This is a genomic window from Nonomuraea sp. NPDC052634 (assembly GCF_040678535.1).
Lineage (GTDB): Bacteria > Actinomycetota > Actinomycetes > Streptosporangiales > Streptosporangiaceae > Nonomuraea > Nonomuraea fastidiosa.
The window spans coordinates 2,474,485-2,500,486 of the sequence record NZ_JBFATY010000001.1 but is presented as its reverse complement, the minus strand read 5'-3'; the positions used below and the strand labels follow the sequence as shown (position 1 = coordinate 2,500,486).

The following is a 26,002-nucleotide window of genomic DNA, read 5'->3' as shown; positions in this document are numbered from 1 at the left end:
CGCGCGGGGAGGGCCGGCCCACCGTGATGGGGATCAGCTCAGGCCGTTCTTCATGGCCGTGAGCAGCTCGGCGTTCGTCGTGTCGCCGCTGAGCTCCCAGAAGAACGCGCCGCCGAGGCCCTGGTCCTTCGAGTAGCTCATCTTGCCGCCGATCGTGGCCGGCGTGTCGTAGCTCCACCACTGGTTCCCGCAGTACGCGTACGCCGTGCCTCCGACCGTGCCGGTGGCCGGGCAGCGCGTTTTGAGCACCTTGTAGTCCTCGATGCCCTGCTCGTACGTGCCGGGCGCCGGACCGGTCGCGGTGCCGCCGGGCGCCGCCTGCGTGACCCCGGCCCAGCCGCGGCCGTAGAAGCCGATGCCGAGCAGCAGCTTGCTCGCCGGCACGCCCTTGCTCTTCAGCTTCTGGATGGCCGCATCCGAGTAGAAGCCCTGTGTCGGGATGCCGGGGTAGGAGGTGAGCGGCGAGTGCGGGGCCGTCGGGCCCTGCGGCGCGAAGGCACCGAAGTAGTCGTAGGTCATGACGTTGTACCAGTCGACGTACTGCGCGGCGCCGGCGTAGTCGGCCGCGTCGATCTTGCCGCCGTCCGTGCCGTCGGCGGTGATCGCCGCGGTGACCAGGTGGTCGGGGCCGAAGCGGGCGCGCAGCGCCTGCATGAGGTTCCTGAACGCGGCGGGGCCGCTGGAGTCGCAGGTCTCACCGCAGGCGTTCGGGTACTCCCAGTCGATGTCGATGCCGTCGAAGACGTCGGCCCAGCGCGGGTCCTCCACCAGGCGGTAGCAGGACTCGGCGAACGCGGCCGGGTTCTGCGCGGCCTGGCCGAAGCCGTCGGACCAGCTCCAGCCGCCGAAGGAGTACAGCACCTTGATGTGCGGGTACTTCTGCTTCAGCTTGCGGAGCTGGTTGAAGCTGCCGCGCAGCGCGCCCTGGTCCCAGGTGTCGGCGACGCCGTCCACGCTCTCGTTCGCCTGGTAGAAGCGGTCGTAGTCGGCGTAGCTGTCGCCGATCGCGCACTGGCCGTTCGTCACGTTGCCGAACGCGTAGTTGATGTGCGTCAGCTTGGCCGCCGAGCCGCTCGTGTCGATGTTCTTGACGTGGTAGTTGCGCTGGTAGACGCCCCAGTTCACGAAGTAGCCGAGGACCTTCTTGTCCCCGTCGTCGCCGCCGTCGCCGTCACCGGGGCCGCCGTCGTCTCCGCCGTCGCCCCCGTCACCGGGGCCGCCGCCGTCGCCAGGGTCGCCGTTGTCTCCGTCGCCGTCACCGGGGTCGCCGCCGTCACCGGGGTCTCCGCCGTCGTCGCCTGAGACCTGCTTCCACAGGGCGGGGACGTTCGGCGGCTCCCAGCCGGGCAGCGCGGTGTGGCTCTGGATGCATTCGTACTCGACGCCGTTGTACGTGACGCGCGTGCCGGCCGTGTACGAGGTCCCGGCCGCCCACTCGGCCGCCTGCGCGGCGGCGAGCGGGGCCGAGAGCGGGGCGGACAGCGCGGAGGAGGGGGAGGTGGTGGAGGCGAGGGCCGGGCCGGACCCGGCGACGACCGCGGTGAGCGGCAGCGCCAGAGCGGCCAGCCCGGCGAGGGCCTTGCTCAAGGTGGGGTTCTTCATGATGCTCCGACATCCGGTCGAGGGGTGTACGGGGGATGGGATGTCTGGGATCAACTATTAGGAAACTTTCCTGTTAGTTGTGTGCCGACAGTAACCCCGACCTGTGCAGGCAGTCAAGACCTCTGTGTCAGGAACGTGTCAGATCGTGAAGTCGCGCAGCAGGCCCGAATAGCGCTTGGGGCGTGGCGGGGCGTACTCGCCGCGCGTGCTCGTCCGCAGCCCCAGCGCCACCAGCGACTCGGCGAACCGCGTCGCCACCGCCACCCCGTCGATCACCGGCACGCCCGTCGCCCGCGACACCTCGGCGCAGAAGTCCGCCATGCCCGCGCAGCCCAGCACGATCGCGTCGCTGCCGTCCCGCTCGGCCACCTCCGCGCACAGCTCGGTCACCGCCGCGCGGGCCGGCGGCTTCTCCAGGTCGAGCACGGGGATCTCGCAGGCGTGCACGCCCCGGCAGGCGGCGGCGAAGCCGTACCGGTGCGCGAGGTCCCACGCCCTGCCGGTGGTCCTGGCCAGCGTGGTCACCACGCTGAACGTCCTGCCGACCATCGTGGCGGCGTGCATCGCGGCCTCGGCGATGCCCAGCACCGGGCCCGTCGCAAGCTCGCGCGCCGCGTCCAGGCCGGGGTCGCCGAAGCAGGCGATCACGTACGCGTCCACGCCCTCGCGCTCGCCCGCCGCGATCTCCGCCAGCACCCCCGGCACCGCCAGCGCCTCGTCGTAGTGGCTCTCGATCGACTCCGGCCCCATGGCCGGGCTCACCGCCGTCACCTCGGTGGACGGCGACGCCACCGCCCTGGCGCACCGGCCGATGGACTCGGTCATGGCCAGGGCGGTGTTCGGGTTGATCACACGGATACGGGTCATGCCGGAATGATCCTCGGTACGCGCCGCTCCAGCAGCACCATCGCCGCGAACCCGAGCCCGCAGCCGATGAACCAGCTGAAGTCGGCCAGCCAGGCCAGCTCGACCGCCGTGACCCACTTCGGCACCAGCACCGCGGCGATGGCCGGCACCCCGGCCGCCGCCGTGGCCCACACCGCGTTGGGGTTGTAGCCCTTGCTGAACCAGTAGCGCCCGCCCGGGTCCAGCGTGAACATCTCGTCCACCGAGACCCGCTGCCGCGCGCACACGTAGTAGCCCGCGATCAGGATGCCGAACAGCGGCCCGATCAGCGCGCCCAGCAGGCCCAGCGTGTAGTGGATGGCATCGGGGTTGCCGTACCAGTTCCACGGGGTGAGCAGCACCGAGCCGACCGCCGCGATCATCCCGCCGGTGCGCCAGCTGATGCGCTGCGGGCTGACGTTGGAGAAGTCGAACGCCGGCGAGATGAAGTTCGCCACGATGTTGATGCCCACGGTCGCGATCACGAACGTCAGGCCGCCCAGCAGGATCGCGAACGGCGTGTCGATGCGCTGCACGGTGTGGATCGGGTCGGTGATCAGCTCGCCGAACACCGGCACCGTGGCCGAGGCCGTGATGACCGTCAGCAGGGAGAAGAACAGGAAGTTGACCGGCAGGCCGAGGAGGTTGCCGCGCTTGACCGCCTCGAACGAGCGGCCGTAGCGGGAGAAGTCGCCGAAGTTCAGCATCGGCCCCGAGAAGTACGACACGACCAGCGCGATCGCGCTCAGCATCACCGGGATCGACTCGGCGAAGCCCAGGCTCTCGCCCTGCGACAGGTCGAGGCTGATGTTCTCCCATCCGGCCCGGCTCACCAGGTAGACGGCCAGCACCAGCATGACCACGTACACGGCGGGCCCGGCCCAGTCCACGAAGCGGCGGATCGCGTCCATGCCGCGCCAGAACACCGCCGCCTGCGCCACCCACAGGATCGCGTAGCAGATGTAGCCGAGCGCGGACAGGCCGAGGAACGTCGGCTCGTTGAGCGCGGCCGTGGCCGGCCAGAACTTCAGGAAGATGATGATGAGCGACTGCGAGGCGAGGTAGGTCTGCACGCCGTACCAGGCGATGGCGATCGAGCCGCGCACGATGGCCGGGATGTTCGCGCCGAGCACGCCGAACACCACCCGGTTGATCACCGGATACGGCACCCCGGTGACCTGGCTGGGCCTGGCCACCAGGTTGCAGAAGACGTTGACGATGACGATGCCGGCGAGCAGCGCGAAGAGCACCTGCCAGCTCGCCAGGCCCAGCGCGAACAGGCTGCCCGCGGTGACGTAGCCGCCGACGCTGTGCACGTCGGACATCCAGAAGGCGAAGATGTTGTACGACGACCAGGTCTGTTCGCGCAGCGGAGCGAGGTCCGCGTTGGTGAGCCGTGGGTCGTGGGGCGGGGCTTGGGCGACGGTGGGCTGTGTCATGTGCGGCATCCTTGGGGGGTAGGGTCGCCGGACGGTGTTAAGCCATCACTTAACACTTGAGGGCGTTCGGCCCGATTGCGCAAGTGTTAAAGACGTGTGACGGAGGCCATGGAGGGCCTGGAGGCGATCAGCGGCGAGCGGCTCGGCAAGCGGCTGCGGGAGCTGCGCACGGAGTCCGGCAAGTCGCTGCGGGCGGTGGCCAGGGAGCTCGGCATCTCGCCCAGCGCGGTGTCCCAGATCGAGCGCGGCACGATGCGGCCGTCGGTGAGCAGGCTCATCGCGTACGTGTCGGCCATCGGAGCGCCGCTCGCGGCGGTCTTCGACGGGTACGAGCCGGGACCGCCCGGCAGTAGCGCTGGGAGCGAGGTTCTGGTGGCGCGGGCGGGCGAGACGGCGCCCATCAGGCTCGGCGGGGGAGTGACGTTCCGCAGGCTCTCACCCCGCCCGACCCCAGACGTCGAGTTCTTCGAGTCCACCTATCCGCCGCACGCGGTCTCCACCGCGCACGGCCGCTTCCTGCACCACGAGGGCTACGAGGTCGGCACGGTGACGGCGGGGGAGCTGACGATCGAGTTCGAGTCGGAGACCGTCACGCTGGCCGAGGGCGACTCGATCACGTTCCCGTGCAGCCGCCCCCACATCATCGGCAACCGCTCGGACACCGTCACCGCCGTCGCCACCTGGCTGATCGTGCACGGCCGCTGACCTGCTCCTCCACCGGCTCCTTCACGGGCGCGATGTCGCAGGCGTGATCCCCTGTGCGGCTGGGCAGGCTGTCGGATGGCAGCGAACGCGTCGTCCCTGAAGGAGACCGGCATGGCGGTACTACTGCTGGGCACGCTCGACACCAAGGGCGCCGAGTACGCCTACGTCCGTGACCTGATCACGGCGGCGGGACAGGAGGTCGTCCTCGTCGACACGGGCGTCATGGCCGGCGCCAGAGCGCTGGTGCCCGACGTTGCGGCCGAGGAGGTGGCCGAGGCGGGCGGGGAGAGCCTGGAACGGCTGCGCAGTGCGGGCGATCGGGGCGCGGCGCTGCGCGCCATGGCCGCCGGTGCCGCGCGCATCGCCCGCGACCTGCACGAGCAGGGCCGGCTGAGCGGCGTGCTGGCGCTGGGCGGCAGCGGCGGCTCCTCGATCGCGGCCGCCGCCATGGCGGCGCTGCCCGTCGGCCTGCCCAAGCTGCTCGTCTCGACCATGGCGTCCGGCGACGTGTCGGCGTACGTGGGGCAGAGCGACGTGACGCTCATGTACAGCGTCGTCGACGTGGCCGGGGTCAACTCGATCTCCCGGCAGATCCTCGGCAACGCCGCCGCGGCGATCGCGGGGATGGCCGCCGCGTACGACGCCCGCAGCCGTACCGGACCGACCGGCGACGATCGGCCGCTGGTGGCGGCCACGATGTTCGGCGTCACCACGCACGCCGTGGACGCCGCCCGCACGCGCCTTGAGGAGCTGGGCTACGAGGTGATCGTCTTCCACGCCACCGGCTCGGGCGGCCGGGCCATGGAGGCGCTCATCGCGAGCGGCTACTTCGCCGGGGTGCTCGACCTCACCACCACCGAGCTGGCCGACGACCTCGTGGGCGGCGTGCTGTCGGCGGGGCCGGACCGGCTCACCGCGGCGGGGGCCGCCGGGGTTCCCCAGGTCGTGAGCCTGGGCGCGCTCGACATGGTCAACTTCGGGCCGATGGAGACCGTCCCCGACCGGTTCCGCGACCGCAACCTCCTCGTGCACAACCCGACCGTCACGTTGATGCGGACGACGCCCGAGGAGAACGCCGAGCTGGGCCGGCGCATCGGCGCGAAGCTGGCCGCCGCCAGCGGGCCCACCGCGCTGTTCGTGCCGCGCGGCGGCGTCTCCGCCGTGGACGTGCCCGGCGGGCCGTTCCACGACCCGGCCGCCGACGCCGCCTGCTTCGACGCCGTGCTCGCGGCCGTGGCGGGCGGCGACGTGCAGGTGGTGGAGAGCGCCGACGACATCAACAAGCCCGCATTCGCGGTCGCCGCCGCCGAGCGGCTGCACGAGCTCATCCAGAAGGGGACGGCATGAGACGCGCCGGGGGTACCCGCCGGGCGCAGGAAGGGAGGACGGCATGAACCGTGAGGAGGCGCTCGGCAGGCTGCGCGCCGAGCGGAACGCGGGCCGGCTGATCATCGGAGCCGGCGCGGGCACCGGCCTGTCGGCCAAGGCCGCCGAGGCCGGCGGCGTCGATCTCATCATCATCTACAACTCGGGCCGGTTCCGGATGGCCGGGCGCGGCTCGCTGGCCGGGCTGCTGCCGTACGGGGACGCCAACGCGATCGTGGTCGAGATGGCCGGCGAGGTGCTGCCGGTCGTCAAGGACACCCCCGTGCTCGCCGGGGTGTGCGGCACCGACCCGTTCCGGCTCATGCCGCAGTTCCTCGACCAGCTCGCGGCCATGGGCTTCACCGGCGTCCAGAACTTCCCCACGGTCGGCCTCATCGACGGTGTCTTCCGTACGAACCTGGAGGAGACCGGCATGGGGTTCGACCTGGAGATCGAGATGATCCGGCTGGCCGCCGAGCGCGGCATGCTCACCGCCCCCTACGTCTTCACGCCCGAGCAGGCCACCGCCATGGCGCAGGCCGGCGCCGACATCCTCGTACCGCACATGGGGCTGACCACCAAGGGCAGCATCGGCGCCAAGACCGCGCTCACCCTGGAGGAGTCGGCCGTACGCGTGCAGGAGATGCACGACGCCGCCGTGGCCGTCAACCCCGACATCATCGTCCTGTGCCACGGCGGGCCCATCGCCGAACCGGACGACGTCCGCTTCATCCAGGAGCGCACCAAGGGCATCGCGGGCTTCTTCGGCGCCTCCTCGATGGAGCGCCTGCCCGCCGAGCGCGCCATCGCCGACCAGCTCCGGGCCTTCAAGGCCCTCTGACGATCGAGGGAGACCGTCCGTGCACCGCAGGCCCGAAGACGTACCGACCATGATCTTCGACTGGGGCTCGATCAAGTGGCACGTCACCCCGGCCACCGTGCCGGGCGCGTCGTCCACGTTCGGCGAGGTCGTGATCAACCCCGACCGGGGCCACGAGCGCCACCAGCACCCGGCCTCCGACGAGGTGCTCTACATCATCGAGGGGGAGGGGCGGCAGATGGTCGGCGACGAGCCCGAGTTCGAGGTGAAGGCGGGCGACGCCGTCTACATCCCCATGGGGACGCCGCACTCGACGTTCAACACCGGGTGGCGGCCCCTGCGGATCATCGCGACGTACACGCCGGGCGGCGCCGAGGAGGCGCTGCGGGAGCTGCCCGGCTTCGTCGAGCTGCCGCCGGGCGAGCACCCGAGCTGGGCCGTCAAGCTGGGCTGACGCCCTCGTCCTGCGTCTCGTCCTGCGTCTTGTCCTGCGTCTCGACCGGCGGCGTGCCGTGCGTGTGGAACGACTCGATCGTCTTCAGGCCCCACGCCTGGCCCTTGGCGCGCTCGGCCTCCGTCCAGGTGATCGTGCGCCAGTCAGGGGCCAGGATGAGCCTGGTGAGCGGGTTGCACAGCTCGATGCGGTTGCCGCCGGGCTCGTAGACGTACAGGAAGAAGGTCTGCTGGATGGCGTGTTTGTGCGGGCCCGTCTCGATGAACACGCCGTTCTCCAGGCAGATGTCGGCGGCGCGCAGGATGTCCTCGCGGGTGTTCGTGGCGAACGCCAGGTGGTGCAGCCGCCCTGACGTGCCCGTCCAGTCGTCGGTGTAGACGACGTCGTACGACTTGTTCGCGAAGTGCAGCCACTGGGCCGAGATGCGGCCGCTGTCCAGCCGGATCTGCTCGGTCACCCGGGCGCCGAGCGCGTCGCGGATGAACGCGCCGTTCGCCGCCGCCTCGGCGGCCAGGAAGTTGACGTGGTCGAGGCGGCGGATGCCGATGCCGTGCGAAAGGTAGGCCTGCGGCTGGTTCTTCAGCGCGGGCCGCAGCTCCTCGGGCGGCTCGTACCACTCGGTCTCCCAGTACAGGCGCAGCTCGTGGCCGTCGGGGTCGCGGAAGGCGTACGTCGGGCCGCGCCCCGGCTCGCCGTCGCGCCAGCCGATGCCGAGCCCCGCGTCCTTGATCGCACGTACCCGGCGGTCGAGCGCCTCCTGGCTGCTCGCGCGCAGGCCCGTCGCCCGGATGCCGGAGGTGCGGTGGGCGGTCAGCGTGAGGCTGTGGTGCTCGTAGTCGTCATAGGTGCGCAGGTAGACCGAGTCGCCGTCCGCGCCTGCCCGCGTCATGCCGAGGATGTCGGTGAAGAACCACAGGCTCCGCTCCGGCTCGGGGGTGAGCAGTTCGACGTGACCGAGGTGGGCGACGTCGTGCAACAGGGCGTTCATGGCAGGTCATGCTCCGTCGGCTAGGGATCGGGGGTATTCGGTCCCGTCGACCAGCTTGGGCGCGGTGCGTACGTTCGCCGCGCGTATCGCCGTCGGCGGGTTCGTGGACAGGTCGAGCTCCACCTCGACCTGGAGGTGGCCTGTGCGGTGGCGCGGGCCGGGGCTGCCCATGACGCGCCGGTCCACCGGCTCGGGGCTCTCCAGCAGGGGATAGTCGCCCGCGTCGAAGAACTCGATCTCGGCGCCCAGGGCCGCGGCGGCGTTCTCCGCCTCCTCGCGGCGGATCGCCTTGATCTCCTCCAGCGTGTGGCCGGCCCGCCACGCCTTCGCGGACTCGCCGCGCTCGCCGAAGCTGGGGCGGACCACCTTGGCGCGCTGGCCGCCAGCCCGGTGACGAGGGCGATGGCGCCGGCCGCCCGCCAGACGAAGCCGCCCGCGTGGGCGCCGATCACCCGCAAGGGTGCTGGGTGCGGTCGGAGCCGTGGTCACGCGCCGACGCTAAGAGCCTGATGATCGATTGTCAACACTTCCTGCGATCAGCCTTGTGTTGCCGGGCTACTTCGCTCGCTCTAGCGTTAATGTAGACAATATTGTTAACGAGATGCTGAGTCGGCGGCCTGGATCCGTACCGGCTAGGGCCGTACGGAGGGCCGGAGGCGGCGCCGCGCAAGCCGCTGCGCAGCGTCCTGGTGAAGGGGCTCAGCGCGTTGATCACCGAGTCGCAGCGGGCGGCCGACGCTGCGGGCCTGGGCGACTGGTTCTGGAAGCATCTCGTGGAGACGGTCACGGACGCGGACGAGGAGTTCGTCGTACGGCTGCTGCGCGGCGCGGCCCAGCACGGCGTGCGCCGCGTCCACGAGATGGAGGCCGCCACCGCCATGCTCGACCCCCTCACCGTCCCCCAACGCCATGACCCGCGCCACCGCCGCCACCCTCGACACGGCGACCCGCAGCGGCCTCCCACCCAGCCCTCGCACTACGTGAGACCCGTCCCCGCCCCCGCCCCCGCACCGGCGCGCCGCCGCGCCCGGCGCCACGTGGATCCCCGCGGGCTCGCCGCGCCGAAAGGCGGTCCGCCCATTCGGGCCAGGTGGTCGTGGGCGAGCGAGGCGGCTCGCTGGAAGGGCCGTCGTGGCACCGTCGCCCCGTCAGTTCTGGGGGCCGTAGGGGACCCACTCTGGCCGACGGGGTGGGTGCGCTGATGGCGGAGCGCGTCTTTCGCGTCGGGAGGCGGAGCGTGTCTTTTGCGTCGGGGGGCGGAGCGTGTCTTGCGCGCTGGGAGGCGGAGCGTGTCTTCTGCAGCGGGACTCGTGTCCCAGCTGGAGGGGCCGGCCGACGACCCACTGCCCTGCCCCGGGCTCTACTGCCCTGCCCCGGGCTCAGGGGGAGGTGGTGCCGCCGCGTCTGGCGGTGGCCGAGTGCGTAGCGCCCGCCCCTGAGCACGGGCGAGTCACGGAAGTCCGGCGGCTTCAGCCGGGAAGCGAGACACCCGCTGCCGCCCTAGCACGGGCGAGTTCCCCGCACCCGGGCTCGTGCCCCGGGGAGCGGGACCGACGGCGAGCCTGCCGGAAAGCGGGTCACTCGAGGGTGGCTTCGAGGGCTTTGGCGACGCTGCGGAGGTGCTGTTGCATGGCGGTCTGGGCCGCTTCCGGGTCGCGGGCGACGATGGCGGCGACGATCAGCTCGTGCTGCGGCAACGATACGGCGGCCCGCCCCGGCTGGCGGGCGAGGCGGAACTTGTGGCGGACCACCTGCGCGCCCAGCCGTTCGATGATGGCCGCCGACGTGCGGTGGCCGGCGATCTCGCGCACCTTGGCGTGCAGGGCGGCGTTGAGCTCGGAGTAGCGGTCGAGGTCGTTGCCGTCGACGGCGGTGCGCATCTCGGCCACCAGCCGCCGCAACTCGCCGGCCTGCTCGGGCGTCACCCGCTCAGCCGCCTTGGCCGCCGACAGCCCTTCGAGCACCATCCGGACCTCGGTGATCTCGATGGCCTCGGCTTTCGACACGGCGCGCACCCTGGCACCCTTGTTGCGCAGGATCTCGACGAGCCCTTCGCCGGCGAGTTCTTTGAAGGTCTCGCGTACGGCGGCGCGCGGTGCGCTGAACTGCTCGCAGATGTCGGCTTCGACCAGCCGCTGGTTGGGCACGAAGTCGCCGCCGAGGATGGCGGCCCTGAGCCGGTCGGTCAGCGTCTCCCCGCGCGGGGACCCTGCGGTCACGCGATCCTCCCGGCGCTGATCGGGTCGGTGTCTTGTTCGACAATATTATGAACAATCTCCGAACGCCCAGGACTCTGCTTCCCCGCGTCTCCGCGCCTCGCGTCTCCGCGTCCCTGCGCCTCGCGTCTCCGCGTCCCTGCGCCTCGCGTCTCCGCGTCCCTGCGCCTCGCGTCTCCGCGCCCCGCGCCCCGCGTCTCCGCGCCCCGCGACAACGCGAACCGCGAGACACACCCGACAACGACCGCGGCCCACGCCGCCACAAGCGGCTCATCTGCCGTCATAAGCGTCCGTGGCCAGAGCGAGCGGCGGTGCCTCACCTGTCCGCGCTGAATGCGGCCTATGGGCGCGCGCAGCCTCCCACGTGTCGCCGGAGGTCGGCCTGCTTGTGCGCGGCAGCGCTCTACCTGCGCGCCCGAGCGTTCCACGTGTCGCCGGAGGTCGGCCTGCTTGTGCGCGGCAGCGCTCTACCTGCGCGCCCGAGCGTTCCACGTGTCGCCGGAGGTCGGCCTGCCTGAGCGCGGCAGCGCCCTACCTGCGCGCCCGAGCGTCCCACGTGCGCGCGGAAACGCCTCGTCCGCCGCCGGAAGCGGCCCACCTGCGGGCGGAAACGCCTCGCCTGTCAGCAGAAGTGGCGGACCTGCGCACAGGAGCGCCTCACCTGCCGCGAGAAGCGGCCCGCGTGTGCCTGGGAGCGCCGGTCACGCCCACGGCGACAACGCGGTCGCACTCAAGCGCCCGCGTGTGCGCGGGAGCGCCTCACCTGCCCCCAGAAGCCTCCGGCCTGCGCGCAGAAGCGGCCCACCTGCGGGCTTGATCGTTTCGCTGAGTTCTGTCAGTCGGCTTCGGTAAGTTCCACGATCAATTGATCAGCCGGCCGTACGGATCCGGGCATTTCCGCCTGCGCTCGTGAGCCGGCCGGGGTTAGGGGGTTCTGACATCGTGGACGCGGACGAAACCGCGTGGGAGCAGCGTAGCGCCGTGCGGGTGGTGCCGCCGGTACAGCCGCGCAAGCTGGCGAAGGTGCCCTTCGTCGAGCTGGCCGACGGCCGGTTGCAGGGCGTCGTGTCGAGCGGGTCCGACATCGAGCGGGTCTACGTCTCGTCGATCGCCGCCGGCACCCTCGCGCTGAGCTGCAGCACCAACAACAACCGCCCCTGCGGCGGCCTGTACGGCCACGCGTGCAAGCACATCAACGCGTTGGCGGCCGAGGCGGTCGTCCAGTACGGGCTCGACCGGGTGGCCCGCTACCTGCGCATCGAGGTGCCGCCGGGCGGCTCGCTGATGGACCAGGTCAACGGGCCGGTCGAGCGTACTCCGGCGGCCGTGGTGTTCAGCAGGTTCCTGCGCCACTTGGCCTACCTCGAGGTGCCCGACAGCGCCGATCCGCTGGCGGAGCTGCACTGGTTCCCCGCGACGGGGGCGGTGCGCTGATGCCACTCATCTCGACGGAAGACATGACGGACAGGGCGGTGCGGTGATGCTCGACGTACAGCTCGGAGAGCTGATGGGCGCGGCCCCCGCGGGGGTGGACGAGGCGCTCGCCCTGGTGACGGGATTTGACGAGGCGCTCACGTACGGGTTAGCGCGGCTCGGCGATGAGCGCGCGCAGGCGCTGAACGCCCTGGCGGGCGCGCTGGCGGGCACTCCCGTCGGCGAGCGGCTGGCCGAGGCGGTGGCGAAGGTGGCCGCGGGCTCGGTGTCGGACGAGCACCTGGCGGCGCTGGCCGGCGGCCGGGCGGCGCTGTTCGGCGCGGTGCACGACACGCTGCTCGCCCGGCTCGACGCGGCGCTCGGGCGTACCCGCGCCGCCGTCGAGCAGGCCGGGCCGGGCCCGGACGCCGAGGTCGCGGACAATCTGCTGGCCGGATGCCGGGCGTGGCTGCGCGAGCTGGCCATCACGGGCTGGCGCGGGGTCGATCACGACCTGGTCTCCTCCGCCGACCAGACGATCGAGGCGCTGCTCGCCGAGCCGGCGCTGCGCGGCCTTGCGGTGCTGCTCGACGGCCTGGCCGCGGAGCTGCGCGCCTCGTCGCCGGTCGCCACGATGGACCGCGTGCCCGCGCGCCGCTGGGCCGACCTGTGGACGCGCGCGACGCTGCTGGCGCAGCGCGGCCCGTGGCGGGACGAGGCCGAGGAGGTGTCGGGTCGGCTGCTGATTCTGGGCGTCGACGTGCACGAGCACGCCACCGCCGTACGCGTCCAGGTGCACGCCGTCCTGGAGCCCTCGGGAGGCGGGCAGGCCCGGCTGGTACGCACGAGCGTGGCCGCCGCGAAGGTCGACACCATCGTCGGCCCGACCGTGTGGCGGCTGTTCGGCGGGCACCCGACGCTGCTCGCGGCGCTGGCCGAGCACCGCAGTCTGGAGATCACCGGCATGCCGCTGCTGCCGGGCGGCGACCTCATCTGGCACGACGACAGGGCCCGTACGGGCGACGAGGCCGACCCGCTCGCGGTGGCCAGGCTCCAGCTCCCGGTGGCGACGGCGGCCGCGGTGACGCCGCTCGACCGTCATCCCGTACGCATCGCGGAGCCCGTCTTCGTCGAGGGGTACAAGAGCGACGGCAGCTCGCTCAAGCTGGGCGAGCACACGATCGCGTTCGACCTCGACCGGCTGCCCTCCTGCGGCCCGCTCACGCCCGCGCTGCTCAAGGCGTCCACGGCCTGCATCGGGCTGCTGCGCTGGGACGCCGGGCGATGGACGCTCCAGCCGCTGGGCGTACAGGCCACGGTGAAGAAGCAGCCGGTTGCGGCGCACACCGGCGACTGGGCGCAGGGCCCCACCGACCCCAAGGTCGTCAAGGCCGAGGCCAGGTCCGGTGACGTGGTCGCGGTGCTGCGCGAACGAGCGGGACGGTTGCTGCGCAAATGAGCGAGCACATGAATGGACACACCGATCTCACCGACCTCACCGAGAACGCGACGCCGGCCGGCGACACGACCTCGTCGGCCGAGGACGCGGCCTCGCCGGGCGGCTCGCCTGCGGTGGCCGGCGGAGGCGGGCAAAGTGCGGGTGCGGCCTTGCCGGGCGGCTCGCCTGCGGTGGCCGGCGGAGGCGGGCAGAGCGCGGGTGCGGCCTCGCCTGCGGTGGCCGAGGGCGGCGGGCAGAGTGCCGATCAGACGCGGCGGCAGGTGCTCTACTGGCGGCTGCTGTCGCGGCTGTTCAGCCCCGAGGAGGAGCCCGCGCTCGAAACCGCCAGCGTCGGCATCGTCGGCGACCTCGGCCTGCCGCCCGCGCTGCTCGACCCCGGCGTCTCGATCGACAACCTCGTGCAGCGCTTCCCCGAGCTGGCCGCCGAGTTCCACGACCTCATGGCCGACAAGGACCACGGCCCCGGCGACGAGGTGCGCCGCGCGGCGCTGGTGTCGAAGCTGCTGCTGAACGTGTTCGCCACCGGCTCGGGCAACGTCACCGCGACCCGGCTGGAGAGCTGGAAGTCGGATGCGGCCTGGTTCGAGCGCGGCATGGGCTGCGAGCCGGGCGGGCTGCGCCATCGCGTCGGCGACGAAGAGCTGGCCAAGGTGCTCGCGAACATCGAGGGCGACCTGGTCAAGCGCATGCACCTGCGCGAGGTGCTGGCCGACCCGGCGCTGGCCAAGCAGCTCACGCCCAGCATGTCGCTCATCGAGCAGCTCCTGCACGACAAGTCGAACCTGTCGGGCGTCGCGCTGGCCAACGCCAAGGCGCTGATCCGCAGGTTCGTGGACGAGGTGGCGCAGGTGCTACGCACCCAGGTCGAGAAGGCCAGTGTCGGCGACATCGACCGTTCGGTGCCGCCGAAGCGGGTGTTCCGCAACCTCGACGTCGAGCGCACGATCTGGAAGAACCTCACCAACTGGAACGAGGAAGACCAGCGCCTCTACGTCGACCGCCTCTACTACAAGCAGACCGCCCGGCGCACCACCCCGGCCCGCATGATCGTGGTGGTCGACCAGTCGGGCTCGATGGTCGACGCGATGGTCAACTGCACCATCCTCGCGTCCATCTTCGCCGGGCTGCCGAAGGTCGACGTGCACCTCATCGCGTACGACACCAGGGCGCTCGACCTGACCCCGTGGGTGCACGACCCGTTCGAGGTGCTGCTGCGCACCACGCTCGGCGGCGGCACCGACGGCACGGTCGCGATGGCGCAGGCCAGACCGAAGATCAGCGATCCGCGCAACACCGTGATGGTGTGGATCTCCGACTTCTACGACAACCGCTCACTGATCAACGACTTCGAGGCGATCCACCGTTCGGGGGTCAAGTTCATCCCCGTCGGCTCGGTCAACAGCTCCGGCCACGCGAGCGTCGACCCGTGGTACCGCCAGAAGCTCAAGGCCATGGGCACCCCCGTGCTCTCCGGCCACATCCGCAAGCTCGTGTCCGAGCTCAAGAACTTCCTCGCTTAGGAGACCCCGATAACCATGACCGACATGCTGCGCGCGCCCGCAGAGGTGAAGTACGCCGAAGAGCTCGACTACCTCGAGTCCATCGACACCGCGCCCAAGCCGTTCTCGTGGCGGCTCAGCCCCCGCATGATCCGGATCTTCATCCTCGGCTCCGAGCGGGCCGACGGGCTCGACAGGGAGATCCCGCAGAAGTGGTTCGGCGACCGCAGCTTCGTCGAGCGCAGCATCGTGACGCTGGCGTCCGACCGCGGCCTGCTGCTGATCGGCGACCCGGGCACCGGCAAGAGCTGGCTGGCCGAGCTGCTCGCGGCGGCGATCTGCCGTAACTCCACGCTGGTGGTGCAGGGCACGGCCGGCACCACCGAGGACCACATCAAGTACTCGTGGAACGTCTCCATGGTCATCGCCAAGGGCCAGTCCCGCGAGTCGCTGATCCCCTCGCCGATCATGACGGCGATGGAGCGGGGCGTGATCGGCCGGTTCGAGGAGCTGACCCGCTCGACGAGCGACGTCCAGGACGCGCTCATCTCGATCCTGTCGGAGAAGTACGTCTCGATCCCCGAGCTCGACGACGACAACATCGTCTTCGCCAAGCCGGGCTTCTCCATCATCGCCACCGCCAACAGCCGCGACCGCGGCGTCAACGACCTGTCGTCGGCGCTCAAGCGGCGCTTCAACTTCGTGCGCATCCCGGTGGTGACCAACAAGAAGAGCGAGGCGGAGATCGTCCGCTTCCGCACCGAGGAGCTGCTGCGCCGCCACCAGATCGAGCTGGACCTGCCGCCCACGCTGCTCGACATCCTGCTGCAGAGCTTCGCCGACCTGCGCTCGGCGGCGGCCTCGGCCACCAGCGACGACGACAAGCTGGAGTCGGCGCTGTCCACGGCCGAGCAGATCGGCGTGCTGGAGGACGCGATCCTGCACAGCCACTTCTTCGGCGACCGGGTGCTGCGCGCGCAGACGCTGGCGAGCTCGCTGGTCGGCTCGCTGGCCCGGCGCAGCCCCGAGGACCTCGCGATCCTCAACAAGTACTGGCACGGCGTGGTCGAGCCGCGCAGCAAGAAGGAGGGCGGCGAGTGGCCGGAGTTCCTCGAGGGCGGCCGGCAGGCCATCGCGACGCTGTCATGATCGATCAGTCGAGCCCCTTCGGCTCGCTCCGCGAGCAGCTTCTCGACGCGGCGGAGACGTTCGCCGGCGGTCCCGTCGAGGTCGCCGGCATCCTGTCCGGCATGGTCGACGACGTCGACCGGGCGCTGCGCGAGGAGCTGGAGATCTTCCCGGTCTGCCACCACTCGCCGGCCTCGGCGCTGGCCATGGTGCGCAGGCTGCGCGAGAAGCAGCCGAAGGTCATCTATCTGGAGCTGTGCGAGGACCTGCAGCCGCTGCTCACCGAGCTGCGCAACTGCAAGCTGCCGGTGGCGGTGCAGGCGTTCGCGACCGACCTCGACGGGTTCCCGAAGTCGTGGGCGCCGCTCAGCGTGGTGGCGCCCATCACGGAGGCGTCCGCCGAATACCAGGCCATCGCGTACGCGCTCGAAACCCCCGGCGTCGAGCTGGTGCTGGTGGACCGCTCGACCGACCACGTCTTCCAGTGGGCGCCCGAGAAGGAGGCCAAGCCCAAGCCCGACGAGGGCGCGGGCCTGCACGGCGACGCGGTCGGCGTGGAGATCGGCGACCTGCGGCCCCGCTTCGCCGAGCTGGAGGAGCACCTGCTGCACCACGGCAAGGTGCGCCACTGGTCGGAGTGGTGGGACCAGTACGTCGAGCAGCCGCTGTCCGGCGCGGACTACGACACCTACCGCCAGGTCATGGTGCTCATCGGCAGCCTGTTCCGGCGGCTGCGGCCCGAGGGCGACGCGCGCCTGTCGGTGGACGAGGACCGCGAGCGCTACATGTGGACCAGGATGCGCGAGCACCTGGCCGCCTCCGGCGCCGACCCCGCCGACTGCCTCTACGTCTGCGGCGCCTTCCACGCCGCGAGCCGGGTCGAGCAGTTCGGGCTGAGGTCCACGGCCACGTTCGAGATCAGCCCGCGCACCGGCACGAAGTGGCTGTACGGGCTCATCCCCTCCAGCCACTCGGCCATCGAGGCGCAGTTCGGGCTGGCCCCCGGCTCGGTGTCGATCGCGGCGGCCACCTGGAACAAGGCGCTGACGCGCAGCAAGCTCACCCCGTTCCGGCTGGCCGGGCAGAAGGGCTCGGCAGGCAAGGGGAGCAAGCGCCATGCCAAGCTGCCGCCGCCCGCGCCGCAGGGCGAGGTGGCCGACAAGCTGACCGGGTTCCTGTCGCGGCCGCCCGCGCTCGACCCGCTCGACGAGGCCGAGCTGCTCGGCTGGTCGGTCGACATCGTCAGGCTGGCCCGCCGCAACGGCTACCTCGCCAGCACCGCCGACGCGATCGCGGTCTACGAGACCTCGATCCTGCTGGCCGGCATGCGCAACCGCGCCAGGCCCACCCCGTACGACTTCCAGGACGCCGCCGTCACCTGCATCGAGAAGGACGTCGTGCCGGGACGGCGCGACGTGCGGCGGCTCTGCGAGATCCTGCTGGGCGGCGACAAGATCGGCGAGGTCGGCTACGACGCGCTGCCGCCGCTGGCCAGGGACGTCTACGACCGGCTCGCCCCTCTCGGGCTCGACCTGAGCAAACGCACGATCCAGCGGGCGCTGCTCGACTTCACCGCGGAGCCCGAGCTGCGGCCCTGCTCCGACGTGCTGTGGATGCTGCGCTACCTGCTGCCGTCCGACGCCGTACGGCCGATCATGGGGGAGCGGCGCCTCGGCGAACGCTCCGTCCAGGAGAGCTGGGACCTCGCGATCGGCAAATACCAGCGCTCGATCATCGAGCTCGGCTACGAGGGCGTCACCGTCGAGCAGGTGCTGGAGCAGCGGCTGCGGCGCTCGGTGTGGGATCCGAAGGCCACCGCGTCCGTCGTGCTGGCGGCGGTCGAGGACGCCATCCTGTTCCTCGGCAGCCGCCGCTTCGCCGACGAGCTGGGGGAGCGGGCGGTCGAGCTGCTCGCCGCCGAGCGGAGCGTGGACGACGCGCCCGACGTGCTGCGCCGTATCCGGCGGCTGCTCGCCCACTACCGGGCCACCGAGCCGGAGCTGCCCGCGTGGTGCGAGAAGTTCGTGACGTCCGGCTACGCCCACTACTGCACGCTGCTGCCCACGGCGTTCGTCGACGACGACACCGGCGTACGGCAGGTGGGGGCCATGCTCGGCTTCCTGTTCCACATGGAGAGCCTGGCGCTGGCGCTCGGCTGCGACCGCGCCCAGCTCGAGCTGGCCGTGCAGCAGTCACACCCCGAGTCGCCGGCCAAGGTGGCGCTGCTGTGGGCGGCCCAGCACCAGCTCGGCCTGCTGCCGCCGGCCGAGCTGCGGTCGCGCTGCGACGAGCTGCTGGCCAACCCGCTGGTGATCCCGTCGTTCCCGCAGTACGTCATCGGGTTCGTCCAGGCCCTGGAGCCGGTGCCCGCGCTGTCGGGGTTCGTGGTCGAGGTGATCTCGAAGGCGTTCGGGCGGCTGCCGGACAGCGTGCTGCTGCCGTGGCTGCCGAAGCTCATCACCGCGCTGCGCGACGGCGCCGCCGAGCTGATGCCGATGCTCGTACGCGAGGCAGGGCGGACGTTCCCCGGCTCGCTGACGGCGGTCGACTCGTGGGTGCCGCCGTGGACCGCCCGCCCCAAGCCGGCCGCGCCCGCCGCCGCTCCGGTGGCGGGCGGGCCGGTGGCCGAGCTGCTGCGCGCCCACCCGGCGGCCTGCGACGCCGTGGCCGGGGTGCTGGGCTGCTCCGGCGAGTGGCTTGCGCCCGGCGAGGGCGCTGCGCCCGGCGCGGATCCGCGGGTGGCGGCGCTGCTGGCGGCTCACCCCGAGTCTGCGCTCGCGGTGGCCGGGCTGCTGGGGTGAGGCGGGCGGCAAGCCGTTGACCGGTCCCGGTCGCCGTCTCCTGATCCGGTGTCAGGAGGCGGCGGGGGCCGGGCGGCAGGTGGCGCCGGGCGGGGGCAGACGGAGATCGGTGAGGTACGCGTACGCGTGCGCGATCGTGTACGGGTCCCCGTCAGGTACAGCCCGTGCCCTGGGCCGTCGAACCTCACGGTGCGCGAGCCGGGCACGCGCCGTACGAGGTCGGCGGTGTCCGTGTAGTCGGTCCAGGTGCCCGCGCCGAGGAACGGCGGCAGCCCCTCCGGCAGCGCCCGCGCCGGGTTCGTCGCCGGCGTGGGCCAGCCCGCGCAGCCGAGCCGGTGCCACACCTCGGCTCCGGCGAGGTTCGGCGACCTGCGCTCCCCGAGCGCCCGCACCTTCCGGTACTCGCGGTGGTCGCGGAAGCGCAGGCCGTCCAGGCACTGGGTGGCGTTCATGCCGACGAGCGACGGCGGCTTCAGGCTGCCGGTGCCCGCCCGTACGTACGCCGCGAAGCCGCCCGCGTCCCCGCCCTCGGCCTGCCTGATGGCCTGGGCGAGCTGCCGCCAGCGCGGGTAGCCGGGTGCGGGGCCCGGGGCGAACAGGTGCGGCATCGCGGCCACCTTCATGTCGAACCCGGTGTACGTCACCCGCGCGTCCCCGCCCGGCAGGGGTTGTTCGTCGGCGCCGTCCTCGATCGGGAGGTGCCTGCGATCGGCGGCCACCCGCGCGCCGTCGACCGGCAGGGGCTCGCGGTCGGCGCCGGCCACCAGCCTGCGCCAGCGCGCCCCCATGCCGTGGCCGCACACGTCCGTGTTCTGGTCGCACCAGGCCAGGAAGCGCCGGAACTGCGCCTCGTGCGTGCCTTCCTGCACTCCTGCGCGCTCGCCCGTACGGTGGCCGCCTGGCGCGTGTACTCGCGCACGGTGTCCGGGCGGGTCAGCCACGGGCCGGTGGTGAAGCATCGTCGGGGAAGGCGTCCGTACGTGCCGGCGTTGCGCGGCTCGAGGCTCACCACGTCGAACCGTTCGCGCAGCTCGGTGAAGCTGTCGCGGGAGGAGGTGAGGTCGTCGATGCCGGACCCGCCAGGGCCGCCGGGGATGCTGAACACCGTGCCCGCCCGCCGTCCCGTCGCCGGCAGCTTGGCGATCTTGATGGTGAGCTTCCTGCCGTTCGGGCGTTCCAGTCCAGCGGCACCTCGATGGACGCGCACCGCAGGTCCTGTGGCCGTCCCTCGCCGTCGCACGCAGCCCACTTCAGGGCGTCCGGCGTGGCCGGGGCGGTCGCCGGGGTAAGGGTCATCGTCAGGGCGCCGATCGCGGATGTGGTCATGCCCTCAACGCTCGCCGCCGCGGGCGTGGAACTCGATAGCGGTACGACCAGTCTTCGAGGTAGCGCCCGCACTACCTCTGCGGCCGGCCTGTGACGGCGAAGGTCGACGCCGACGACGTGCCCGGCTACCGGGCCGATGACGGCCGAGTCGTGCGGCTGGACGGCCGTGCAGCCCGCGCAGGCCGGGCCGACCGGCCTGCGCGGTGTCCCTGCTACCGATGCCGCATCCTTTCTCGACGGACTTCATGTGCGATCACCGCTGACACGACGAGATACGGCGGCGGCGCGGCCTCGGTTCATCGGACGCGACGATTTCTCGCGAACCCCCGGCGGGACCGAGCGCGAGGCTCTGCGAGCCGCCGGTCAGCCCTTGCCCGCGCGGGCGGCGCTGTAGACGGTCTTCGGCGGCTTGCCGTTGAACAGCCGGCTGACCGTGACGAACCGGTAGCCGCGCTTGGACAGGATCTTGAGGATGCGGGGCATCGCCCGCACCGTGGACGGGTGGATGTCGTGGAAGAGGATGACGCTGCCCGGACGTATGGACCTGACGGCCTTACGGACCACCTTGCCGCTGTCGCGGTGCAGCCAGTCCAAGGTGTCCACGCTCCACAACACCATCGGCCGCCCGGTCAGCCGGCTGACGGTGGCGTTGATCGCCCCGTACGGTGGCCGGACCAGCCTCGGCACCACCCCGATCGCCGACTTGACGACGTGGTCGGTACGGGCGAGCTGGGTGCGCACCCCGGCGGCCGTCAGCTTCGTCAGGTCCGGGTGCGACCAGGTGTGGCTGCCGATCTCGTGCCCCGCCGCGTACGCCTTGCGCACGATGCCGGGGTTCGCCGCCACGTTCTGCCCGACGACGAAGAACGTCGCCTTGGCGCGGTATCGAGCCAGGTGTCCGAGCAGCGCGTCCGTGTACGCGCCAGGCCCGTCGTCGAACGTCAGCGCCACGCACTTCACCCGGCGGCAGTTGACCGGGCGTGCCGCGCCCGCTTTCCCCGGCGCCTGCACCGCCCCGGTGGTCGTGGCCGGTAAACCGCCTCGCGTCCGCCCACGGGCCTGAGCTCCGGAGGCGCGGGTGGAGGTTTCGGAACGTTCCATAGCCCGGCCGGAGGTCGCGGGTTCGCGCTCTGGCGCGCCTGCCCGTGTCCCGGCTTGGCCGGGGGCCGCGGGTGGACGGGCGCGCACGCTGGCCTGCGCTTTGGCCGGAGGAGCGGAAGCGGGTTTGCGCCCCAGTGGGTCGGCCTGCGTCCGCCCCAGTGGGTCGGCCTGCGTCCGCCCCAGCGGGTCGGCCTGCGTCCGGCCCAGGGCGTCGGCCTGCGTCCGGCCCAGGACAGAGGGCGTGGGATCGCCGGCTTGCGCCTCCGGCTGGGGAGAGGGTGTGGCGGCATGGGCGCGCTCGCGGGCCCCCGGCCGGGGCGAGGAGCCCGATCCGCTCGAGGTGCCCGACGCGCCCGAGGCTGCCGATGTTCGGGGAGCCGATTTGTCGGATCTCGTCCCGGACGATGTTCGGGGAGCCGGTTTGTTGGATCTCGGCCCGGACTTGGCGGAAAGGGTCGTGCGGGGCCGGCCGTCGGCGGCTTCGCCGCCGTCCCGTCCCCCGGTGAGCCTGGTCGTGTCGCAGCCTGCTGCCAGCAGGGCGGCCAGGGCGAGCGCTCCCGCCGTCCCCCGTCTCGCTCCAGCGCGGGCAGGCCGGCGCGGTGGTGTGCCGATGTTCATGCCGTTCCCCCTTCGCGCACCGCCCCCGGTGCGTCCCCCTGAACGGAGGCCCCGGCGAGGCGGCCGGGACCGTACCAACGGGTTGGACTACCGGTGATCGTTCTTGGTTCGCGGGAAAGGCACGTATGGCCGGAAAGGGAGACCGCGGCCGGGGTGGTGTCGTTGCGCATGCCCGGACTGCTCGCCCTGCTCAGCGCGGCCTGCCTGGCCGCCGGGCGCGGTCAACGGGATGAGGGCCTGCGCACGCGCGCCCTGTCCGTCATGTTCGACGGCCTGCGCGGCTCCTCTCCATGACCTGCGCCGGGTACGGCAGGGGCTCGGCCCGCAGTACCGCCGCCTCCTCCTCGGTCACCGGGCGTTCGATCTCGGTGAAGCCGCCGCCGGGTCCGCGTACGATCACCCCGGTCTCCACCCCGTGCGCGACGGTGTGCCGGTCGCGCAGCCGCAGTCCCAGGCAGATCCGGCGGGTGACGACGTACCCCAGGACCGGCCCGGCGACGATGGCGACGCGGAAGATCCAGGTGGTCGCGTTGAGCGAGATGTGGAAGGTCGAGGCGATCACGTCGTTGCCGCCGGCCGCCCACAGCACGCCGTAGTACACGATGCCCGCGACCCCGAGCCCTGTCCGCACGGGCACGTCGCGCGGCCGGTCGAGCAGGTGGTGCGCGGCGTGGTCACGGGTGAACCGCCGCTCGGCGAACGGGTAGAGCGCCAGCGCGGTGAACAGCAGGCCCGGCGCGCCGAGCGCGGGGATCAGCACGCTCATCGTCACCGTGGAGCCGAAGACGGTGAACTCCCACGGCGGCATGATCCGCAGCGCGCCCTCCAGGAAGCCCATGTACCAGTCGGGCTGGGATCCGGCGCTGACCGCGCTGGGCAGGTACGGCCCGTACAGCCAGATCGGGTTGATCTGGAACACCGTGGCGAGCAGCGAGATCACCCCGGTCACCCACAGGAAGAACACCGTCGTCTTCGCCAGGAACGCGGGGAAGAACGGCGCGCCGCGCACCTGCTCGTTCCGCAGCCCCTTGGCCCGGAACTGCGTGTGCGTCTGCCGCCACGTCAGCACCACCGCGTGCAGCGGGAGCAGCACGAGCAGCAGGGCGGGGATCAGCAGCACGTGCAGGCTGTAGAGGCGGGAGATGATGTCCTCGCCGGGGAACTCCCCGCCGAACAGGAACATCGCCAGGTACGTCCCTACCAGCGGCACCGAGATGATCACCCCGTGCAGGATGCGCAGCCCGGCCCCGGACAGCAGGTCGTCCGGCAGCGAGTAACCGAACAGCCCGTTGATCAGCACCAGGGCGAACAGCGCCACGCCGATCAGCCAGTTGAGGTCGCGCGGCTTGCGGAAGGCTCCGGTGAAGAAGTTGCGCAGCAGGTGGGCGACGATGGCGGCCAGGAAGATGAGCGTCGCCCAGTGGTGCATCTGCCGCATCAGCAGGCCGCCGCGCACCTCGAAGCTGATCTCCAGGGACGACGCGTACGCCTCGCTCATCGTGACGCCGCGCAGCGGCGCGTAGCCACCGTCGTAGACGACCTCCTGCATGGACGGCTTGAAGAAGAACGTCAGGAAGACGCCGGTGAGCAAAATGACCACGAAGGCGTATAACGCGATCTCGCCCAGCAGGAACGTCCAGTGGTCGGGGAAGACCTTCCGCATCGCCTTCTTCAGGAACCCGGCCCCGCCGAGCCGGTCGTCCAACGCTCTGGCCAGTGAGCTGCCCTTCATCGCCGCTCCGCATGCCCCTTGCCCGCACCTTCATGAAACAAGACGGGGCAGGGGCCGCGAATGTGACAGTCACCGGCCGGTGGATGTCTTCTCTCAGGCGAAGCGTTCGACGGTGACGGGGATGAGGCCCTGTTCGCGTACCGCCTGGCGGTGGTGGTGCAGCAGCGCGCCGAGCGCGGTGAGCGGGCCGGAGCCGAGCCTGGCGGTGACGTCCACGCACCAGGCGATGCCCGCGCCGATCCGGCGCAGCTCCCAGGTGAAGCCGTGGCCGCCGGAGCTGGCCGACGCGGTGCCGACCACGCGCGGGTCGCCGGTGGCCGGCTTGAGCCGCAGCGCCGTACGCGCGTTGGCGAGGCCGTCGGCGCCCAGCTCGCCGGCGAACAGGATGCGGTAGCGGCGCGCTCGTGAGCCGCCGAGGTTGAGCGGGGCGGTGGTGGGCAGCGTACGGCGCTCCTGGAAGAGCGTGCGCAGCCCGGCCTCCTCAGGCAGTACGCCGCCGCCCATCCGGGCGAAGGCCTCGCACGCCTGCTGCCTGCTGACCGGCGTGACCCGCCCGCGCAGCGAGCTGTCGGCGCGGATGGCGCGGCTCAGCTCGGCGGAGGAGGACCAGGCGCCGATCTCCGGTCTCCACTCGGCGCCGTCGATTCCGGCCGCCGTGTAGTCCTCGCACAGGACGAACTCCTCGACCAGGAGCCCCGCGGGCGTGCGATCGCCCGCGGTCGCGGAGATCAGGTAGTAATCCACCGGCCCATGATTGTGGGCGGCGGAACGCCAGATCAAGATCATTCAATCGCGCCGCGCGTGCCGGTGCCCGCATGCGTGGCGCCAATCCGGGCAGGTGTCCGCCGGATCTCCAGAAACGGTCTAATGTTGATATTTCCCTCTATATCGGGCACGGAGGCATCGGCGATGCGGAACGGCCGGACCAGTCCCACCCCCACCTCCACTCTCATCGTCGTCGCGGCGGCGGTGGCGCTCGCCGTCACGGGGTGCACGTCGCCGGGCGGCGGTACTCAGGGCGGACCGGATCAGGGCGAGCAGAGCGGGTAGTCGCAGCGGAGCCCGGCGGCCACGCTGACGATCACCCCCGCGAACGGCGCGAAGAAGGTCGCGCCCGACACCGGCATCGCCGTCAAGGCGACCGGGGGCGAGGTGACGAAGGTGACCGTGGCCGACGCCAAGGGCCGCACCGTCAAGGGCGCCATCGGGAGCGACGGCACGTGGCGGCCGGAGTGGCCGCTGCGGCCCTCGACGACGTACACGGTGAAAGCCCAGGCCGCCGGCGCCGGCGGACTGCAGGTGAACGGCGCGTCCACGTTCACCACGCTCAAGCCCAAGCGCGTGCTGGAGAGCGGCATGGCACCGCTCGACGGCGAGAAGGCCGGCGTTGGGATGCCCGTGCAGCTCCTGCTGTCGCGGCCGATCACCTCGCGCGAGGCGCGGGCGGCGATCGAGCGGTCGCTGGTGGTGCGCATGTCCGAGCCGGTCGAAGGCGCCTGGAGCTGGGTGAGCGACCGCGAGGTGCAGTTCAGGCCCCGTGAGTACTGGCCGGTCGGGGAGAGGGTGACCGTCGTCGCGCACCTGGCGGGGCTGCGGGCGGGACCGGGGGTGTGGGGGACGAAGGATCGCAGCCTGACGTTCACCGTGGGACCCGAGCACATCACCAAGGTCAGCGCCAAGATCCACAAAGCGGTCGTCCGTGAGAACGGCAAGGTCGTCAAAACCATCCCGGTGAGCCTCGGCAGGCCGGGCGACGACAGCTATTCGGGCGTCATGATCGCGCAGGAGAAGGCGGCCGACATCGTCATGGACTCCGCCACGATCGGCGAGCCCGGTGAATATCGCATCAAGACCAAGTGGAACGTGCGGATGACCTACAGCGGCACCTTCTTCCACGCCGCCCCCTGGTCCACCGGCGCGCAGGGGAACTCGAACGTCAGCCACGGCTGTGTGAACGCGAGCCCGGCCGACGCCCGCTGGTTCTACGACTTCACCCAGCGTGGCGACATCATCGAGGTGACCGGTACGTCCAGGAAACTGCGATTCGGCAACGGGCCGACGCCGTGGGCCAAGTCGTGGGAGGACTGGCTGGCGGGCGGCGCGCTCGGCAAGCCTGTCACCGGATAGGCGACATTTCCGGTTATCGCCGCTTGCTTGTGCGGCGGTAAAGGACACAATCGGGAATCCTTTGGCGGCGTATACCGCAGTGGTCCATACCGGAGAATTATCATGAGGGCCACAACAGGAACGCTGTCCCGTTAAGGGAGCACATAATCCGGAACCGCCGCGAAACCGGAAAATCCTTCCAGGAGCGCCGGCCGCTCCGAATAGCGCACACATCCCCGGAGACGGGCTGCGAGCCTGGCCCCGCCGTCGGAAGGAAGGCGTGTGGTATCGGGTGCCTGAATATGGAACCGGCCGGGGGCTGATCCCGCTCCCGACTCTCGCCCT

At 71.5% G+C, this 26,002-nt stretch carries 24 protein-coding genes; 12 read left to right on the top strand and 12 right to left on the bottom strand.

All coding sequences use genetic code 11. From position 1 onward, the window contains the following. Positions 1-33 precede the first annotated feature (33 nt). The 3 genes from AB0K67_RS11155 to AB0K67_RS11145 form a co-directional block, all read right to left on the bottom strand. Entirely contained in the window at positions 34-1,602 is a 1,569-nt protein-coding gene (locus AB0K67_RS11155; RefSeq protein WP_364056524.1) for a glycosyl hydrolase family 18 protein, read from the bottom strand. Positions 1,603-1,740: 138 nt separating this feature from the next. Next, the gene (locus AB0K67_RS11150; protein ID WP_364056521.1) at positions 1,741-2,469 is read right to left on the bottom strand and encodes an aspartate/glutamate racemase family protein; all 729 of its coding nucleotides are present in this window, start codon (positions 2,467-2,469) and stop codon (positions 1,741-1,743) included. After that, positions 2,466-3,926, bottom strand: coding sequence for an NCS1 family nucleobase:cation symporter-1 (locus AB0K67_RS11145; RefSeq protein WP_364056518.1), 1,461 nt, complete (start codon positions 3,924-3,926; stop codon positions 2,466-2,468). The genes AB0K67_RS11150 and AB0K67_RS11145 overlap by 4 nt, the downstream gene beginning before the upstream one ends. 96 nt (positions 3,927-4,022) lie before the next feature. Here AB0K67_RS11145 and AB0K67_RS11140 point away from each other — a divergent pair, with 96 nt between their 5' ends. The 4 genes from AB0K67_RS11140 (at position 4,023) to AB0K67_RS11125 (ending at position 7,270) form a co-directional block, all read left to right on the top strand. Continuing rightward, positions 4,023-4,631, top strand: a complete 609-nt coding sequence (locus tag AB0K67_RS11140; protein WP_364056515.1) for a helix-turn-helix domain-containing protein — start codon at positions 4,023-4,025, stop codon at positions 4,629-4,631. Between the two features lie 111 nt (positions 4,632-4,742). Next, positions 4,743-5,978: a Tm-1-like ATP-binding domain-containing protein gene (locus AB0K67_RS11135; RefSeq protein ID WP_364056512.1), complete on the top strand. Its 1,236-nt coding sequence runs from the start codon at positions 4,743-4,745 to the stop codon at positions 5,976-5,978. Positions 5,979-6,021: 43 nt separating this feature from the next. Beyond that, complete coding sequence (locus AB0K67_RS11130; protein WP_364056509.1) at positions 6,022-6,837, top strand: phosphoenolpyruvate hydrolase family protein; 816 nt, start codon at positions 6,022-6,024, stop codon at positions 6,835-6,837. 19 nt (positions 6,838-6,856) lie between these two features. After that, positions 6,857-7,270, top strand: coding sequence for a cupin domain-containing protein (locus AB0K67_RS11125; protein WP_364056506.1), 414 nt, complete (start codon positions 6,857-6,859; stop codon positions 7,268-7,270). Here AB0K67_RS11125 and AB0K67_RS11120 read toward each other — a convergent pair. Continuing rightward, positions 7,257-8,258, bottom strand: coding sequence for a catechol 2,3-dioxygenase (locus AB0K67_RS11120; protein WP_364056503.1), 1,002 nt, complete (start codon positions 8,256-8,258; stop codon positions 7,257-7,259). The two genes, AB0K67_RS11125 and AB0K67_RS11120, sit on opposite strands and share 14 nt — an antisense overlap. 6 nt (positions 8,259-8,264) lie before the next feature. Next, entirely contained in the window at positions 8,265-8,624 is a 360-nt protein-coding gene (locus AB0K67_RS11115) for a PIG-L family deacetylase (protein WP_364056500.1), read from the bottom strand. Between the two features lie 323 nt (positions 8,625-8,947). Here AB0K67_RS11115 and AB0K67_RS11110 point away from each other — a divergent pair, with 323 nt between their 5' ends. Further along, positions 8,948-9,460, top strand: coding sequence for a DUF1932 domain-containing protein (locus AB0K67_RS11110; protein WP_364056497.1), 513 nt, complete (start codon positions 8,948-8,950; stop codon positions 9,458-9,460). A gap of 375 nt (positions 9,461-9,835) precedes the next feature. Here the strand turns inward: AB0K67_RS11110 and AB0K67_RS11105 are convergent, their stop codons facing one another. After that, positions 9,836-10,477, bottom strand: coding sequence for a GntR family transcriptional regulator (locus tag AB0K67_RS11105; protein ID WP_364056494.1), 642 nt, complete (start codon positions 10,475-10,477; stop codon positions 9,836-9,838). A gap of 939 nt (positions 10,478-11,416) precedes the next feature. Between AB0K67_RS11105 and AB0K67_RS11100 the strand changes: the two genes are divergently transcribed. The 5 genes from AB0K67_RS11100 to AB0K67_RS11080 are packed head-to-tail and all read left to right on the top strand — an operon-like array spanning position 11,417 to position 18,774. After that, entirely contained in the window at positions 11,417-11,908 is a 492-nt protein-coding gene (locus AB0K67_RS11100) for a hypothetical protein (RefSeq protein WP_364056492.1), read from the top strand. Between the two features lie 46 nt (positions 11,909-11,954). Further along, positions 11,955-13,346 (top strand): hypothetical protein, encoded by a 1,392-nt coding sequence (locus tag AB0K67_RS11095; protein ID WP_364056489.1) that lies wholly within the window; start codon positions 11,955-11,957, stop codon positions 13,344-13,346. A gap of 8 nt (positions 13,347-13,354) precedes the next feature. Further along, positions 13,355-14,866: a VWA domain-containing protein gene (locus AB0K67_RS11090; RefSeq protein ID WP_364056486.1), complete on the top strand. Its 1,512-nt coding sequence runs from the start codon at positions 13,355-13,357 to the stop codon at positions 14,864-14,866. 15 nt (positions 14,867-14,881) lie between these two features. Continuing rightward, complete coding sequence (locus tag AB0K67_RS11085) at positions 14,882-15,994, top strand: AAA family ATPase (protein ID WP_364056483.1); 1,113 nt, start codon at positions 14,882-14,884, stop codon at positions 15,992-15,994. Then, on the top strand, positions 15,991-18,774 hold the full coding sequence (locus tag AB0K67_RS11080; protein ID WP_364056480.1) for a DUF5682 family protein: 2,784 nt from the start codon (positions 15,991-15,993) through the stop codon (positions 18,772-18,774). Before AB0K67_RS11085 ends, AB0K67_RS11080 begins: the two co-directional genes overlap by 4 nt. Here AB0K67_RS11080 and AB0K67_RS11075 read toward each other — a convergent pair. Both AB0K67_RS11075 and AB0K67_RS11070 read right to left on the bottom strand, forming a co-directional pair. Next, the gene (locus AB0K67_RS11075; RefSeq protein WP_364056477.1) at positions 18,732-19,643 is read right to left on the bottom strand and encodes a hypothetical protein; all 912 of its coding nucleotides are present in this window, start codon (positions 19,641-19,643) and stop codon (positions 18,732-18,734) included. The two genes, AB0K67_RS11080 and AB0K67_RS11075, sit on opposite strands and share 43 nt — an antisense overlap. 820 nt (positions 19,644-20,463) lie before the next feature. After that, positions 20,464-21,111 carry a polysaccharide deacetylase family protein gene (locus AB0K67_RS11070; protein WP_364056474.1) on the bottom strand — a complete coding sequence of 216 codons (648 nt, stop codon included), beginning with the start codon at positions 21,109-21,111 and terminating at the stop codon, positions 20,464-20,466. Between the two features lie 801 nt (positions 21,112-21,912). Between AB0K67_RS11070 and AB0K67_RS11065 the strand changes: the two genes are divergently transcribed. Then, the gene (locus AB0K67_RS11065) at positions 21,913-22,113 is read left to right on the top strand and encodes a hypothetical protein (RefSeq protein ID WP_364056472.1); all 201 of its coding nucleotides are present in this window, start codon (positions 21,913-21,915) and stop codon (positions 22,111-22,113) included. Here the strand turns inward: AB0K67_RS11065 and AB0K67_RS11060 are convergent. The 4 genes from AB0K67_RS11060 to AB0K67_RS11045 form a co-directional block, all read right to left on the bottom strand. Beyond that, positions 22,079-23,551, bottom strand: coding sequence for a cytochrome b N-terminal domain-containing protein (locus AB0K67_RS11060; RefSeq protein WP_364056469.1), 1,473 nt, complete (start codon positions 23,549-23,551; stop codon positions 22,079-22,081). The genes AB0K67_RS11065 and AB0K67_RS11060 overlap by 35 nt on opposite strands. 93 nt (positions 23,552-23,644) lie before the next feature. Then, complete coding sequence (locus AB0K67_RS11055; protein ID WP_364056466.1) at positions 23,645-24,295, bottom strand: hypothetical protein; 651 nt, start codon at positions 24,293-24,295, stop codon at positions 23,645-23,647. Between the two features lie 38 nt (positions 24,296-24,333). Continuing rightward, positions 24,334-24,537 (bottom strand): hypothetical protein, encoded by a 204-nt coding sequence (locus tag AB0K67_RS11050; RefSeq protein WP_364056463.1) that lies wholly within the window; start codon positions 24,535-24,537, stop codon positions 24,334-24,336. A 42-nt stretch (positions 24,538-24,579) separates the two neighbouring features. After that, complete coding sequence (locus AB0K67_RS11045) at positions 24,580-24,732, bottom strand: hypothetical protein (RefSeq protein ID WP_364056460.1); 153 nt, start codon at positions 24,730-24,732, stop codon at positions 24,580-24,582. On the opposite strand from AB0K67_RS11045, the gene AB0K67_RS11040 reads away from it, so the two are divergent. Continuing rightward, positions 24,704-25,678: an Ig-like domain-containing protein gene (locus tag AB0K67_RS11040; RefSeq protein WP_364056457.1), complete on the top strand. Its 975-nt coding sequence runs from the start codon at positions 24,704-24,706 to the stop codon at positions 25,676-25,678. The genes AB0K67_RS11045 and AB0K67_RS11040 overlap by 29 nt on opposite strands. Positions 25,679-26,002 lie beyond the last annotated feature (324 nt).

Coding starts and splice junctions, on each gene's coding strand:
- AB0K67_RS11155 (WP_364056524.1), bottom strand. CDS start 1,602: ATGAAGAACCCCACCTTGAGCAAGGCCCTCGCCGGGCTGGCCGCTCTG.
- AB0K67_RS11150 (WP_364056521.1), bottom strand. CDS start 2,469: ATGACCCGTATCCGTGTGATCAACCCGAACACCGCCCTGGCCATGACC.
- AB0K67_RS11145 (WP_364056518.1), bottom strand. CDS start 3,926: ATGACACAGCCCACCGTCGCCCAAGCCCCGCCCCACGACCCACGGCTC.
- AB0K67_RS11135 (WP_364056512.1), top strand. CDS start 4,743: ATGGCGGTACTACTGCTGGGCACGCTCGACACCAAGGGCGCCGAGTAC.
- AB0K67_RS11130 (WP_364056509.1), top strand. CDS start 6,022: ATGAACCGTGAGGAGGCGCTCGGCAGGCTGCGCGCCGAGCGGAACGCG.
- AB0K67_RS11120 (WP_364056503.1), bottom strand. CDS start 8,258: ATGAACGCCCTGTTGCACGACGTCGCCCACCTCGGTCACGTCGAACTG.
- AB0K67_RS11095 (WP_364056489.1), top strand. CDS start 11,955: ATGCTCGACGTACAGCTCGGAGAGCTGATGGGCGCGGCCCCCGCGGGG.
- AB0K67_RS11090 (WP_364056486.1), top strand. CDS start 13,355: ATGAATGGACACACCGATCTCACCGACCTCACCGAGAACGCGACGCCG.
- AB0K67_RS11085 (WP_364056483.1), top strand. CDS start 14,882: ATGACCGACATGCTGCGCGCGCCCGCAGAGGTGAAGTACGCCGAAGAG.
- AB0K67_RS11080 (WP_364056480.1), top strand. CDS start 15,991: ATGATCGATCAGTCGAGCCCCTTCGGCTCGCTCCGCGAGCAGCTTCTC.
- AB0K67_RS11060 (WP_364056469.1), bottom strand. CDS start 23,551: ATGAAGGGCAGCTCACTGGCCAGAGCGTTGGACGACCGGCTCGGCGGG.